General features: G+C 58.4%; 10 protein-coding genes. All 10 read right to left on the bottom strand.

The genetic code is table 11. From position 1 onward, the window contains the following. Positions 1-19 precede the first annotated feature (19 nt). Positions 20-5,119 carry an EAL domain-containing protein gene (locus V8J88_RS16110; protein ID WP_338849905.1) on the bottom strand — a complete coding sequence of 1,700 codons (5,100 nt, stop codon included), beginning with the start codon at positions 5,117-5,119 and terminating at the stop codon, positions 20-22. Between the two features lie 46 nt (positions 5,120-5,165). Further along, positions 5,166-8,249, bottom strand: a complete 3,084-nt coding sequence (locus V8J88_RS16115; protein ID WP_338845227.1) for a response regulator — start codon at positions 8,247-8,249, stop codon at positions 5,166-5,168. Between the two features lie 160 nt (positions 8,250-8,409). Beyond that, positions 8,410-9,183: a 16S rRNA (adenine(1518)-N(6)/adenine(1519)-N(6))-dimethyltransferase RsmA gene (gene rsmA, locus V8J88_RS16120; RefSeq protein ID WP_338845229.1), complete on the bottom strand. Its 774-nt coding sequence runs from the start codon at positions 9,181-9,183 to the stop codon at positions 8,410-8,412. 101 nt (positions 9,184-9,284) lie between these two features. Beyond that, positions 9,285-11,198 (bottom strand): DNA helicase RecQ, encoded by a 1,914-nt coding sequence (gene recQ, locus V8J88_RS16125; RefSeq protein ID WP_338845230.1) that lies wholly within the window; start codon positions 11,196-11,198, stop codon positions 9,285-9,287. Beyond that, positions 11,198-12,025, bottom strand: a complete 828-nt coding sequence (locus V8J88_RS16130; RefSeq protein ID WP_338845231.1) for an undecaprenyl-diphosphate phosphatase — start codon at positions 12,023-12,025, stop codon at positions 11,198-11,200. The genes recQ and V8J88_RS16130 overlap by 1 nt, the downstream gene beginning before the upstream one ends. Positions 12,026-12,318: 293 nt before the next feature. Further along, positions 12,319-12,879, bottom strand: a complete 561-nt coding sequence (locus V8J88_RS16135) for a DUF1439 domain-containing protein (RefSeq protein ID WP_338845232.1) — start codon at positions 12,877-12,879, stop codon at positions 12,319-12,321. Positions 12,880-12,988: 109 nt separating this feature from the next. Beyond that, a complete protein-coding gene (gene ltaE / locus V8J88_RS16140) occupies positions 12,989-13,996 on the bottom strand; it encodes a low-specificity L-threonine aldolase (RefSeq protein ID WP_338845233.1) in 1,008 nt (335 codons plus the stop codon). 31 nt (positions 13,997-14,027) lie between these two features. Next, positions 14,028-14,891: an SAM-dependent methyltransferase gene (locus tag V8J88_RS16145; protein ID WP_338845234.1), complete on the bottom strand. Its 864-nt coding sequence runs from the start codon at positions 14,889-14,891 to the stop codon at positions 14,028-14,030. Further along, positions 14,891-15,085 carry a Fe-S cluster assembly protein IscX gene (gene iscX / locus V8J88_RS16150; RefSeq protein WP_338845235.1) on the bottom strand — a complete coding sequence of 65 codons (195 nt, stop codon included), beginning with the start codon at positions 15,083-15,085 and terminating at the stop codon, positions 14,891-14,893. Before iscX ends, V8J88_RS16145 begins: the two co-directional genes overlap by 1 nt. Before the next feature lie 12 nt (positions 15,086-15,097). Further along, on the bottom strand, positions 15,098-15,436 hold the full coding sequence (gene fdx / locus V8J88_RS16155; protein WP_338845236.1) for an ISC system 2Fe-2S type ferredoxin: 339 nt from the start codon (positions 15,434-15,436) through the stop codon (positions 15,098-15,100). Positions 15,437-15,450: the final 14 nt, after the last annotated feature.

Here is a 15,450-nt window from a genome sequence, read left to right on the forward strand (position 1 = left end):
GCAAGCCAGCGGGGCCGGCTTATTTTTGCTTGATCCACTCCGGCACATGCCAGGATTTGAGCCAGACGATAAATTCAGGCAGCGGCATCGGCTCGGCCACGATGTAGCCTTGCAGCAGATCGCAGCCAAGCTTTTGCACCATCTGCAAATCCGCCTCTTTCTCCACCCCTTCGGCCACGGTTTGCAATTGCAGGCGCTTGGCCATTTCAACCGAGGATTGCAAAATAATTCTGGCCTGCTCGTTTTGCGAGGCGGAGGCGACAAAGCTGCGGTCTATCTTCAGTTCGGTGAAAGGCAGGCGGCGCAGCTGATCAATGGTGGAATAGCCTGTGCCGAAATCGTCAATCGACAATCCGATGCCCTTCAAGCGCAGGCGCAGCAAGACATCCAGCCCGATGCGCGCATCCTGCATTACGCCGGATTCGGTGATTTCAATCATCAGATTTTCCGGCTTGATGTCGTATTGCTTGAGTTGCTGATCAATATGCTCAGGCAGATTGATGGTGCCCAGGGTCGAGGCGGCCAGGTTGAGGGCGATGCGCAAATCGGGGTAACCCGCTTCACGCAATGCGGCCAGCGCCTGCATCGCGCTTTGCAGCATGGCGATAAACAGGCTGTCGATAAAGCCATGCGCTTCCATCGGCGCAATGAACTGCAAGGGCGTAATCAGGCTGCCATCCTGGCGCCGCCAGCGCGCCAGCGCTTCCGCACCGCATGGCAAGCCGCTCTTCAAATCCAGCTTCGGTTGGAAATACGGCACAAATTCATTGCGCGCCAACCCCGCCGCCAACTCCGTCGGCATGACGCCATCCTGATCGCTGTCTTCCAAGGGCAACTCACCCGGATGCGGACAATGGCGCAGCAATTCGTATAAACGCTCCGGCATAAACGGCTTGGCCAGCGTGCCCCAGATGCGCAGACCATGGGCTTGCGCCAGTTCATAGATGCTGGGCAGGAGATCGGCGGCGCCGCTGATCACAATCAGCGCCCCGCGATAATCATGTTTGGCCAGATGACGCAGGAATTCCACCCCATCCATGCCCGGCATATTCACATCGAACAGCAAGACGTCGATGTTATGCGCCGCTTTGGCCAGCTCAGCCAGAGCGATGCGCGCATCATTTTCCTGGCGCACCCCTTGCGCTCCGCGCAGCGATAATAAATGGGACAGATAATCGAGCATGAACGGATCATCATCGACCAGCATCACATGCAAACCCTGTAATTCATTGCTGCGCACCTCCGCCGGCAATTGGCCACGCTGGCGCGGCAGGGTTTGAATGCGTTCCTCGGTTTCGCGCAAGCTGGCCAGCAGGCTGGGCATATCCGCTTCCAGCAAAGCCCAGTCGCTCTTCAAGCCGGTTTGTTCGAGTTTTTGACACAGATCGGACAAGGCGGTCGCGCCTATCATGCGCGCCGAGGATTTCAGCTTGTGCACTGCGCGCACGAAGGTGATGGTGTCGCGCCGTTGCAGCGCCCACTTGGCGTCATTGATGCATTCGGCGGCTGAGTCAAGGAAGCCATGCAGCATGCGCGCCGCTTCCTGCGGGTCGTCGTCGCCCAGCATTTGCGCCAGATTTTCCAGATAGTCGGCATAGGCCGGTCTTTGCTCTTGCGGCGGACGCGGCGCGATGCGGCTGCGCGGGGCCGGTTTGACGTTTTGCAGGCTGCTCAGCCATTTTTGCAACATCGCTTGCAAGTCTTTGAGTTCAACCGGTTTGGCCAGAAAATCATCCATGCCGGCGGCGGCGCAGGCCGCAGCCGCGTCTTTGGCGGCATTCGCGGTCAAGGCGACGATGGGGATATGGCCGCCGGTCAGCGATTCTTTGGCGCGCACCGCTTGCGCCAGTTCATAGCCATCCATCACCGCCATATTGCAATCGGTCAGGATCAAGTCATAGTCGCCGGCCTGCCATTTTTCCAGCGCTTCGCTGCCATCGCAGGCGAAATCAACCCGGTATCCTAATTTCTCAATCTGCCGGCGCAATAATTTGCGGTTCGGTTCATGGTCTTCCGCCGCCAGAATCGCGCCGGGATATTGCGGCGGCAATTCTTCTTCCGGCTCCGGCGCGGCGGTGGCCTGGGTCAATTCCAGTTCAACCCAGAAAGAGGAGCCTTCGCCCAGCACCGATTCCACTCCGATCAGGCCGTTCATGGCTTGCACCAGGGTTTTCGTGATCACCAGGCCGATGCCGGTGCCTTCAATCGTGCCGCGCTCAGCGCCGATACGGTTAAACGGCTGGAACAATTCGGTCAGGCGCTCCGGCGCAATGCCGGGGCCGGTGTCGTGGATGGTGAGGCGATAGCGCTGGCCCGGCAAGGCGTCGCCGCGCACTGAGACGCGCCCGCCATCGCGGTTGTATTTGACCGCATTTGAGAGCAGATTCAGCAAGACTTGGCGCAGGCGGATGCGGTCGCCGCGCAAAATCACCGGCGCGCTCAAATTCAAATCCAGGCTGATATCGCGCGCCCTGGCTTGCGGCTCCAGCAATTTGTGGCAGTCGCGCAGAATTTCCGCCGGGTCCACGTCTTCAATCGACAATTCGACGCGGCCCGATTCGATGCGCGCCAGATCCAGAATATCATTGACCAGCGCCAGCAGATGGCGGCCTGCTTTCTCAATTTCCGCCGCGCTGTTGTGCACATCCTCGTTCAAATCGTCTTCCATCGACAGCAATTGGGCAAAACCCAGCACTGCATTCAGCGGGGTGCGCAATTCGTGACTCATGGAAGAGAGGAAGAGCGATTTGGCGCGCGAGGCCGCTTCCGCCGCTTCGCGCGAGGTGATCAATTCCTGCTCCACCTGCTTGCGTTCGGTAATGTCCTGGATGGTGCCGGAGAAGCTCTTGATGCGGCCGCTCTCATCGCTGCGCGCCACGGCTTCGGTGTGCACCCAGCGGATGCTGCCATCCGGGCGCACGATGCGGCTGTCAATGCTGTGCCGTTCGCCTTTCTTGAAGGCTTCTTTCATCAGATTGCGGATGCGCTCGACATCATCCGGGTGCAGGGTCGAGAGCAGGCGTTCCAGGGTCGGTTCATACTGTCCCGGCAAATGGCCAAAGATGCGGCACACCTCATCCGACCAGGTGATCTGGCCGCTTGCCACGTCCCATTTCCAGTTGCCCATGTGGCCGATTTGCTGCGCCTGGTGCAATTCAGCGGTGCGCTCTTGCACCAATTCTTCCAGATGTTCGCGGTATTGCGACAATTCCTGATCCATGCGCTTGCGCTCGGTGATGTCGCGCGTGACGGTGGCGAAATTGATCGGTTTGCCGCTGGCGGCGTCATCGATGCGGAAGATATCGAACCAGACCGGAATCGTCTGCCCGCTGTTGAAGTGACGGAATTGCAATTCGCCGGTGAAGCGGCCATGTTGCATCAGGTGCGGGATGATTTGATCGTGCACCATTTGCGCATCCGGAACCGGGAAAAAGTCGGCCAGATGGACTTCATCAAACACGCCGAATTCCTGCAGGCCGACCAGGCTGCGCCCGGCTTCATTGATAAAGGTGGCGCGCCCGCTGATGTCGGTAATCGCAATAAAGTCGGGCGAATAGCGCACGATGGAGGCGAGGCGCTGAATTTCCTCCTCGGCCATGGTCTGCTCGGTAATGTCGGTATTGGTGCCGACATAGGCCATGACTTCGCCCTGCTGATTGAAAATCGGCGCAGCCTGTCCCAGCACCCAGCGCATATCGCCGTTTTCATGTACAAAGCGGTAGGAGGAATGCAAGGGTTTGCCGCTGGATGCGGCGGCCAGCCATTCATCCCAGACGCGCCGCACATCGTCCGGGTGCAAGGCGCGATACCAGCCGTCGCCCATCGCCTGCGCGCTGGTGATGCCGGCGATCTGGCACCAGCGGTTATTCACGAAGGTGCAATTGCCATGCCCATCGGTTTCAAACACGCCGACCGGCGATTCTTCAATCATGCCGGCCAAGCGGCTTTCATTTTGCTGCAACACCGCTTGCTGCTGGTCGAGGGTGGCGATCATCTGATTGAATGAGCGCACCAGAATCCCGATTTCGCCGCCATGTTCTTCTTCCACCAGGCGCGCCGGGCCGGATTTGGTCGGCAGGGTGGAAACGTGTTCGGTAAAGCGTGAGAGCGGATCAATCAGACGCCGCACCAGGGTGGAGACAATCAGAATCAGCAGAATGCAACCGCCGCCAATCGCCAGCGAAACATAGTGCAAGGCGCGGTCAAACGGCGCGCGCGCTTCTTCCAGCATGTAATTGGAAGCGAAAATCCAGCCGGTTGACTCCACCCGCTTAAAGGTGACAATCACCGCATCGCCATACGAGGTGATGGTTTCGCCGACCCCTTCAAACCCGGCATAGGCCTTGTCATACATCGGGTTTTTGCCGAGGGTGGCGGTGAGCAGGCGCTTTTTATCGACGTGCAAAATCATTAAGCCGTCGCGGTCGGTCATATACACATACCCTTTGGCGCCGTTTTTGACTTTGCCGATCTGCACCATTAAGTTATCGCCCAGCAGATCCATATGGCCGACCAGCAAGCCGATGAATTGCCCGCTTTTATCAAACACCGGGGCCGACATGTGCAGCGCCGGCTCATTTTTATTGCGGGTGGAAGCGTAGGGTTTGCTGATATACGGTTTTTGCGTGATCAGGGCATGCTGGAAAAATTCGCGCATCGCCATATCTTTGCCGCGCCGGCCTTCGCGAAACGGGGCTTCGGCCACCAATGAACCGTCTTTGCCGATCAACATTACGCCGGTGTCGAACATGGCGTGCAAACTGCCCTGCTGATCCAGAAAATCCTGCGCTTTTTGCGGATCGCTGAAGACATCCGCCGGCACCCGCGCGGCGGAGGCGCTCAAGGCGCCGAGCATAAAGCGCAGCTTGTCATCCATGGTCTTGGTCAGGGCCGAGACCAGCGACACTTGCTGGGTGTAGATGGAGTTGCGGAATTCGCGCTCGAAATAGCGGAAGCTGATCCAGGAAACGGTGGCGACGAATAACACGAAGACAACCGATGCGGTCAGGGCGACCTTGGCTTTCAAGCTCAGATCGGCGGACGCCGCTTGCCGGTTTTTCGGTTTGGCTTCTGTCACTTTATTCCACCCCTTGGAGTCGTCAACCGGTTCAGAATACATCAAACCATGAGCGCCAAGCCAGCCTTTTGCATCAGATCAGACCGACTTATTCGCCCAGCAAATGATCGAGCAACACATAAAACTGTTCAATATCGAGCGGTTTGGCGACATAAGCGGTGAAACCGGCGGCCAAACCGCGCTCAGCATCGCCCTTCATCGCGTTCGCTGTCACCGCCACCACCGGGGTTTCCTGCAAGCCGGGGATGGCGCGTAATTGCTGCAAGGCCTGATAGCCATCCAGGCCGGGCAGGTTAATATCCAGCAAGATCAGGGCCGGCTTGAGTTTTTCCGCCAGCGGCAGCCCGGCTTCAGCGCTGACCGCCTCCACCATTTCCAGATTGCCGCGTCTGGCCAGCACTTTATGCATCAAGCGCTGACTGGCGGCATTGTCTTCAATATACAAAATGATCTTGCGTGAAGCATCGATCTCAGCTTGTGGCGCCATGCTTTCCTCCTGTGGCCGCACGGGGGCGGCGATGCGCTCTGGTTCGGCAGGCAGCGTGACCTCCTCTGCCCGGGTTTGCGGGGGTGTATGCGGGACCCGGAGCGGTTCCGGATCAGTTTGCGCTGGCGCCGTGTGTGCAGCTTCCATGACCTGCGGCGGCGGCAAGCGGCTGCTGGCGGCGCTTAAATTCAGCTCCAGCCAGAAAGTGGCGCCCAGTCCGGGCGTGGATTCCACCCCCAACTGGCCGCCCATTAAATGCAAAAGACTGCGGCAAATCAATAAACCGATGCCGGTGCCCTTGCTGCCGCCCTCTTCCGCCCCGAGGCGGTCGAATGGAGTGAACAGGCGCGCCAGCTTGTCAGCGCTCAAGCCATAACCGGTGTCGCTGACGGCGATTTGCAAGCGCGGCGTAAGCGCGCTCAGCGTATCGGTGTCGTCCAGCGGCATCAAGCAGCAACCGACTTGCACGCGACCGCCGGGACGATTGTATTTTATGCCATTTGCAATCAAGGCCAGCAAGACTTGATGCAAACAACCGGCATCGGCTATCACTTCACAATCCAGACACTCGCCCAGATCAAAGCCGATGCTCACGCCATTGGCCGCAGCCATGCCGACCACATGCGATTCGCAGGATAAAAACAGCTGACGCAAGGAAACCGGGGCCAGATGGATTTGCTGCTGGCCGGATTCGATGCGCGCCAGATCCAGCACGTCTGAGACCAGGCCCAGCAATTGCTGACCGGTGCGCGCAATTTCATACGCGCCCTGCTGCACGCTGGCGGCGGCGCGCGCGGCGCCGGGGTCTTGCTGCATCAGATTGGCATACGCCAGAATCGCATTGATGGGGGCGCGCAATTGTCGCCCCATGTCTTGCAAAAAAGCGGGTTTGACCTGATTCGCCTCATCCAGATTAAAACTGCTCATTTCATGCAGCGCGGCCATGTCCTGCACCGTGGTGTCGCTGCGCAACAGGCGGCCATCGCTGCCCAGATGCCCCAGGCCCACCGTACGCACATAGCGGATCTGACCATCGAAGCGGACGATGCTTTGCACGCTGTCATCGTCATCCTCTTGTATTGCCTGGTTCTGGCGCAGACTCAGATTGCTCATCAGTTCTGACCACACCAATTGTTCTTCGTCGCGCTCCAGCGTGGCTTTGCGCTGCGCTTCATAGTGCGCGCGCGCTTCCTGTTTATCTGCGCTGATGTCATGCCGCCAGGAGACGAATTGCCAGGGCCGCCCCTCGTCATCCAGAAAGGGGGCGATGGTGGTTTCCAGCCAATACAGGCCGCCCTGTTTGTCGCGGTTGCAAATCTGGCCATGCCAGATGCGGCCCTGATTCAGGCTGTGCCATAAATCCTGGAAAAAGGCGTTGTCATGTTCGCCGGATTTCAGCATGCGATGGTTTTGCCCCAGCAGCTCATGCCGCGCATAACCGCTGACGCGGCAAAAGCGGTCATTGATCCAGGTGATGCGGCCCATCGGATCGGTGATCGAAATCGGCGTATGCTGGTTCAAGGCTTCGTGTTCGCGTTCGCGCTCGGCGCGCAGACGCCCCAATTGGCGCTGGATTTCATGCAGGCGGCGTTGTGTGCGCGCCCGCGCAATCACAATTTGCGCCAGCATGCCCCACTCGGCGTCATGTTCCGGCAGGTGCAAGCATTCCTGCTGCACGCCGCTGGTGCGCGCGCCCAGCAACAGCACGCCCAGGCCGGGATCCAGATCGGACAGCAGGGCGGCTTGCGCAGCTTGCGAGGCCGGCAACAAGGCCAGATCGACTTTTTGCTGTTCCAGCAATTGCATGGCGTGATTCAAATCCTGCGCCACCATGCAGGGCATATCCTGCCCCTGCAAAGCCAGCTGGCAAGCCTGTTGCAATTGCGGGTCATCAAATAAGAGCATGATGTGCGGCAAACCGTCCGCCCCTTCCAGGCACAGTCTGGCGACGGTGGCCAGCAAGGTAGCGCTTTGCAAGGGGCGCGCCAGCAAATGACTGGCGCCGGCGCGGTACATGGCCAGCCGGGTCTGCACTTCGCCGCGCGCGGTCACCATCAAAATTTGCAAGGAGGGCGGGGCCTGCTCGCGCGCCCGGCGCAGCCAGGACAGGGCGGCGGCTTCCAATTCAGCCTGCACCAGATCAATCAGCAGCAAGGCCGGCCAATTCAGCTTGCAGGCTTGCCACAGGCTGTCAGCGTCATGGAAAACCTCAGCGCGGTAATGCGCATCAATCAGGGTTTGGCGCAAATTGCGCATGTGTTCGGGAATATCTCCCCAGATATAGATCAGGGCCTGCTCCGCCCCGCTGGCCGTGGGCGGTTCGCTTTCGTGCGCGCCGGTGATCGATTGCAACCAGGCTTCCGCCACCTGCACCAGGGCGTCGGCGGCGTCGATGATGCGCTGCAATTCGCCAGGTTTAGGCTGTTGCATGCGCCCCAGCAGGCGCGCCAGATTAACTTCCAGCGGTTGCGCCACTTCGGCCAGCAAGTCGATGCCAAAGCTGCGCGCGGAGGAAGACAGGCTGTGCACCAGACGGTGCAGGAAATCGACGCGGCGCGGATTCCAGGTTTCCACTTCGAGCGCATGCATTTGATGCACGATTTCATCAATGCGGCGCGGCAGCTGCGCGGCAAAAGTCTGGCGCAGATGCGGATCGGGAAATGGAATGGATGCTGCCGTTGTCATGCGTGTCTTTCCAAAACGCTCGGGTCAACAGTGCAAGAAGGGAGGCTTGCGCGAAAGCAATCAAATGGATTTTAACCGCCTTGTGGCAAGCCTGGATAATTTTGCATACAAATTTCACAGCCTGATACAACAAGCTGCGGTATGGCGTCATGCAGGCGCATCAAGCGCCTTGTGGCATACGCGCCAGGGCGACATAGTTTTCCAGCGCCACCGCTTCCGGGCGCAAGCCCGGATCAATTCCAGCCTCGCGCAATTGCTGTTCACTGAACATGCCCGCCAGGCAGTTGCGGATCACTTTGCGGCGCTGCGAAAACGCCTGCGTCACCACCGCTTCCAGGCGCGCGCCGTCGCAGGCCAAAGGCTGCGCCAGCGGAATCATGCGCACAATCGCCGAATCAACTTGCGGCGCCGGATCAAACGCCTGCGGCGGCACTACAAACAGCATATCCATTGCATAGCGCCATTGCAACATCACCGACAAGCGGCCATAGGCTTTGCTGCCGGGTTCGGCCACCATGCGCTCGACCACTTCTTTTTGCAACATGAAATGCTGATCCGCCACCTGCGGCGCATATTGCGCCAGATGAAACAGCAAGGGGGTGGAAATATTGTAGGGCAGATTACCGACCACGCGCAGTTTGCGCCCTTCCTGCAACAAACTGGAAAAATCAAATTGCAGCGCATCGCCGGCGTGAATGCTGAGTTGCTCCGGCTTGAATTGCTTTTGCAGACGCGCCACCAGATCGCGGTCCAGCTCCACCACATGCAGATGCGCCAGATCTTGCAGCAACAATTTGGTAAGCGCCGCCAGGCCAGGCCCGATTTCCACCATCAAATCATCACGTTGCGGCGCAATGCCGCGCACAATGTCGTACAAAACCTGCTGGTCGGTCAGGAAATTCTGGCCGAAACGTTTTTTGGCGATATGTTTCATCGGGGGTGGCGGGAGTGGAATGGATCAGGGCGCAACTATAGCATTTTCAGGCTTGCGCCGTGATAAAAATTGCAATTTGGAAACATTTCTGCTGGCTGCATTCAGTCTTTCAAGGCGCGCAACACATCCAAAATCTGCTGCCCGTAACTCTCCAGCTTGCGTTGACCAACGCCGGAGATATGGCCAAGCTCTTCCAGACTGGCCGGCTGCGCCTTGGCGATTTCGCGCAAGGTGGCGTCCACAAAAATCACATACGCCGGCACATTGTGTTCGCGCGCGGTTTCCACGCGCCACCAGCGCAGTTTTTCAAATATCGCCTGTTCGCCGGAAGACAGATCGGTTTCGACAAAGGGTTTGTTCTGGCGCTGGCTGCCGCGTTTGGCGGCTTTTTGATAGCGCCGCAAATCTATTTTGCGCTCGCCCATCAAGGCCGGACGCGCCGCTTCGGTTAATTTCAAGGCGTTATACGCTTCATGATCTACCGTCAGCAAACCGAGCGCGATGCTTTGCCGCACAATCGAGCGCCATTCGTCTTCACTGTGTTCGCGCCCGCAGCCAAAGGTTTTCAGTTGATCGTGCTGCCACTGCAATACTTTTTCGCTGGAGATGCCGCGCAACACTTCGATAATATGTCCAGTACCAAAGCGCTGGCCGCAACGGTACACCGCTGACAACAGTTTTTGCACCTGCACAGTGGCGTCAAATAATTGCGGCGGCAATAAACAGGTGTCGCAATTGCCGCAAGGCTGACTGGGCTGGCCGAAATATTCCAGCAAACGCATGCGGCGACAGTTGGCGGTTTCGCATAAGCCCAACATGGCGTCGAGTTTCATGCGCAAGACGCGCTTGAAATTTTCATCCGCTTCGGATTCTTCAATCATGCGCCGCTGCAGCACCACGTCTTGCAAGCCATATGCCATCCAGGCGTGCGCCGGCATGCCATCGCGCCCGGCGCGCCCGGTTTCCTGGTAATACCCTTCAATGTTTTTCGGCAAATCCAGATGCGCGACAAAGCGCACATCGGGTTTATCAATCCCCATGCCAAAGGCAATCGTGGCGGTCATCACCAGGCCGTCTTCACGCAAAAAACGGGCCTGGTGCGCCGCTCTTTGCGCATGCGGCATGCCAGCGTGATAGGGCAAGGCGGCAATGCCGTGCTGCTTTAAAAATTCGGCGGTTTCTTCGACTTTTTTGCGCGATAAGCAATACACAATCCCGGCTTCGCCGCTGTGCTCGCTTTGGATGAAGTCGAGCAATTGTTTTTTGCCATTGTCCTTTTCCACGATCTGATAGCGGATATTCGGACGGTCAAAGCTGGAGACAAATTGGCGCGCTTCCTGCAGCTGCAGGCGCAGCGCGATTTCGGCGCGGGTCTGGGCGTCAGCGGTGGCGGTCAGGGCGATCCGTGGCACTTGCGGAAAGCGCTCGTGCAAGACGGAGAGCTGGATATATTCCGGGCGGAAATCATGTCCCCATTGTGAAACGCAATGCGCTTCATCAATCGCAAACAGGGCGATGCGGGTGCTTTCCAGCAATTCCAGGCAGCGCGGCGTCATCAAGCGTTCCGGCGCCACATACAGCAAATCGAGCTGACCGCGCCGCACTTTGCCGACCACATCGCGCGTCTGTTCCATGGTTTGGGTGGAATTTAAAAACGCCGCGCGCACCCCGAGTTCGGCCAGCGCATCGACCTGATCTTGCATCAGGGCGATCAACGGCGACACCACCACCCCCACGCCCTGGCGCAAAATAGCGGGGATCTGATAACACAGCGATTTGCCGCCGCCGGTCGGCATCAAGACCAGGGCGTCGCCGCCGGCGGCGACTTGCTGCACAATCTCGGCCTGTTCGCCCCGGAAGGCGGGATAACCAAATACGGTGTTGAGCACATGCAAAGCTTGCGCGCGCAAATCGCCCGGCGGCAGTGCGCGCACCGGCGGCGGTGCGGCGGCTGGCGCGTCGCCTGGAATATCATCCCACCACGAGGGCGGCGCATCTTGCATGAAATCGTCCATCAATCAACCCACTTGACCAGGCCGCTGTAATGGGTGGCCAGCACTACCAGACCGAAGGCGATGCGATACCAGGCGAAGGGCTTGAAATCATGCGTGCTGATATAGCGCAACAACCAGCGCACACACAGGAAGGCGGAAGCAAAGGCCGCCAGCGAACCCACGCCGAACATGGGCAAATCGGCGACGGACAGCAAGGCGCGCTCTTTATACAGGGAATACAGGGTGGCGCCGACCAGGGTCGGCATCGCCAGGAAGAAAGAAAATTCGGTGGCGGCTTTGCGCGACAAACCGAGGAACATGCCGCCGATGATGGTGGCGCCGGAACGGCTGGTGCCGGGAATCAGGGCCAGACACTGCATCAAGCCGACTTTCAAGGCGTCCAGCAAGCTCATTTGATCCACTTCCTGAATACGCGGCGCATGTTCAGCCTGTTTTTGCCGCGCTTCGGCCCAGAAAATGATAAAACCGCCGATGATGAAAGCCAGCGCCACCGGCACCGGCTGGAACAGATGGGCTTTGATCAGCTTGCCAAACAGCAAACCCAACACTACCGCAGGACTGAAGGCGACCAGGATATTGATGGCGAATTGACGCTCACGCGGAACCGAAAACACGCCGGCGATCAGTTTGCCAATGCGGGCGCGGTATTCCCAGAACACCGCCAGCATAGCCCCGGCCTGGATCACAATTTCAAATACTTTCGCTTTTTCACTGGTGAAATTGAGCAGACTGCCGGCCAGAATCAAATGCCCGGTGGAGGAAATCGGTAAAAACTCGGTAAAACCTTCCACCAAACCCATGATGAAGGCGATCAGCAAAATATCCATGAACAGTGCGGGGAAACGGGAAAAGCCGCTATTTTACCGCCTGCAGCGGGGATCAGGCGGGAAAATGCGCGGCAACTGATTCTGGCGAAGCGCTGGCAAAAAGCACCGCCGGTTTTACCGCCTGCAGCGCTTCATTCTGTTTGTGCCGGGCTTGTCGAAACACACAGTTTTTTGCCGTTCGTGCTGAGCTTGTCGAAGCACATTGTTTTTTGCCGTTCGTGCTGAGCTTGTCGAAGCACATTGTTTTTTGCCGTTCGTGCTGCGCTTGTCAAAGCACATAGCGCGCCAGTGTCTTACTTGGCCGCCACGGTCACCACCAGCGCATCATTGCGCACCGCCACTTTGGCCAGCGCATAGTCGCGCCCCAGCACGCGCATTTGATCCGGCTGCAGGGTATACAGCGGAATATCCTGTAAAAAACGATCAAGCAAGAGGCTGCCGATCTGGTTCAGCTGGCGCTTGTACACCGGGTCGGCGCCATCGACGGAAAAGTCATCAATCCGCGCATCGTGCAAGAACAGCGCATTTTTCTGACCATCCACTTTCAAAGCGCCCGAGAGTTTGAGCATGCCGCGCCAGGTTTTGCTGGTAAAAGGCGGCATCAAGACTAATTCAAAACGCGCATTCACCCGCCCATCAGCGCCGGATAAACCCAGCTGCGGCCCCTGCAGGCGGATATCAAACATATCCAGCACGCGATTGGTGATCGGAAAACGTTTGTCCACGTTTTCCTGCAATTTGGTAAGCGGAATCACCACATCATGCGAGCCGCCCGGCAGCATGGCGCAGGAGGTGAGCGCGAAGAACAGGCAAAGCGCGGCGCAGGCGCGCACAAAGGCGTGACGTAGCAACATGGCTGACTCCAAAATTCAGATTTCAATCAACATTGTAGCTGGCGCACCGGCATTTCTGCGCGAAAGCAGGCGGGGATTTTGTCTGCAGTTTGGCGGATTGGCGACGCCCTCAGCGCTTTACAAAAAACCGGGTGTACAGCTCAATCACGCGCAACACATCCGCGCGCGACAGATCCAAATGCGTCACCATCCTTGTCAGCGGCGCGATGCTGATGAGCACGCCCTGCTCGCGCAGATAGGCGCCCAGCTCGGCGCAGTATTTTTGCGGCACGCGGCAATACACAATATTGGTTTGCGGCATATCCACTTGCAGTTCTTCAATTTGCGCCAAGCCTTGCGCCAGCAGCTGCGCATTCTCATGATCTTCGGCCAATCGGGCCACATTGTGCTGTAGGGCATACAGGCCGCCGGCGGCCATCATGCCGGCCTGACGCATGCCGCCGCCCAGCATTTTGCGCCAGCGTTTGGCGCGCTCAATAAAGTCCGTCCCGCCCAGCAAGAGCGAGCCGATCGGCGCGCCCAAGCCTTTGGACAGGCATAGCGACACGCTGTCAAAGCCTTGCGTCAGCACGCGCGGCGCCACTTCGAGTTTTACGGCGGCGTTGCAAATGCGCGCGCCGTCCAGATGGGTGGCGAGTTTTTTATGCTGCGCCAGTTTCAAGGCGGCCGCCACATAGGCCGGCGGCAACACGCGCCCGCCGATGGTGTTTTCCAGCGCCAGCAGACGGCTGCGGGCGAAATGAAAATCCGGCGGTTTGATGGCGGCTTCGATATCGCCCAGGGCGATGCTGCCATCCGCTTGATTCGGCAAGGGTTGCGGTTGAATGCTGCCCAACACCGCAGCGCCGCCGCCCTCGTAGCGATAGGTGTGGGCTTCCTGGCCGACGATGTATTCATCGCCGCGCTCGCAGTGGGTGAGCAAGGCGATTAAATTGGTTTGCGTGCCGGATGGGGCGAACAAGGCGGCGGCAAAGCCGAACATTTCCGCCGCATATTCCTGCAAGCGCTGCACGCCCGGATCATCGCCCCAGACATCATCGCCAACTTCGGCGGCGGCAATCACGGCCCGCATCGCAGGGCTGGGACGGGTCACGGTATCGCTGCGCAAATCAATCATGCTGCTCTCCTGGTGCGTTAGGACGCATTGCTCAGACAAAAAAGCGGGTTTCCAGCTCCTGCAAACCCAGTTGATCCAGAATTTCCGTCAAGCGCTTGCGGGCGCGTCCGCGCGCCGCGCCGGCGTTGCGGCTGGCGATGATCAGTTCGTTTTTCATCGAATGTTCCCAGCCGACCAGCTCGGTCACATTGACTTGATAGCCATGCGCTTCCAATTGCAGACAGCGTAAAACATTGGTGACCTGGCTGCCAAACTCGCGCGTGTGCAACGGATGGCGCCAGAGTTCAGACAAGGCTCCGCGCGCTAAGGCTTGCGCTTTGTTTTTGCGCAAGACTTGCGCCACTTCGGCCTGGCAGCAGGGCGCCAGCACGATGTGGGAGGCTTGCTTTTCGAGGGCAAAGCGGATCGCGTCATCTGTTGCGGTATTGCAGGCGTGCAGCGCAGTCACCACGTCGATTTGCGGCGGCAGGCTGTGCTCGGCAATCGAATCCGCCACCGACATGGAAAGAAATTGCATGCCGTCAAAGCCGAAACGTTGCGCCAATTCCTGTGATTTTTGCACCAGCTCGCTGCGCGTCTCGATTCCGAAAATATTGCCGGGGACATGTTGCCGGCCAGCGGCGTCTTTGAAAAACAGATCGTACAGAATAAAGCCGAGATATGACTTGCCGGCGCCGTGATCGACCAGCTGCACTTGCTGTCTTTGCGTGAGCACCTGTTGTAACAGCGGCTCAATGAATTGATACAGGTGATAGACCTGCTTGAGTTTGCGCCGGCTGTCCTGATTCAATTTGCCATCGCGCGTCAGGATGTGCAATTCTTTGAGCAGTTCGACCGATTGACCGGGACGGATCTCATGCTTTTCTGCGGCGGCGGGAGCTTGCTTGGCGGCCATCAGCGTGCTTCGTCTATCCAGGCCATTTGAATCGCTTCCAGGATTTTCTCGCCGGAGCGCTGCGGATCATCGCTGAATTCCTCCAACTCGCAGACCCAGGCGTGCAAATCGGTGAAGCGCACTTGCAAGGGATTGATAGCGGGGAATTTGTCGTACAGCGCTTCAGCAATGCGCTGGGTGTCAGTCCATTTCATGCGTCCGCTCCTTCAATGGTTTTCGCGCGCGTGGTTGATAGTATAACGCGGGATTTCCACTACCAGATCACTCTCGCGCAGCACGACTTGGCAGGACAGGCGCGAATCCGCTTCCAGGCCCCAGGCTTTGTCGAGCATGTCTTCTTCCGCTTCGCTCGGCTGCTCCAGGCTGGCGGCGCCTTCGCGAATGATGACGTGACAGGTGGTGCAAGCGCAGGAGCGTTCGCAGGCGTGTTCGATTTCAATCTCGTTATCGAGCATGATTTCGCATAAAGAGCTGCCGGCTGGCGCTTCCAGCACTGCGCCTTCGGGACAGAGTTGGGCATGCGGCAATATGACGATTTGGGGCATGGTGGTTCCTGTGC

Source organism: Massilia sp. W12 (genome assembly GCF_037300705.1).
GTDB lineage: Bacteria > Pseudomonadota > Gammaproteobacteria > Burkholderiales > Burkholderiaceae_D > JACPVY01.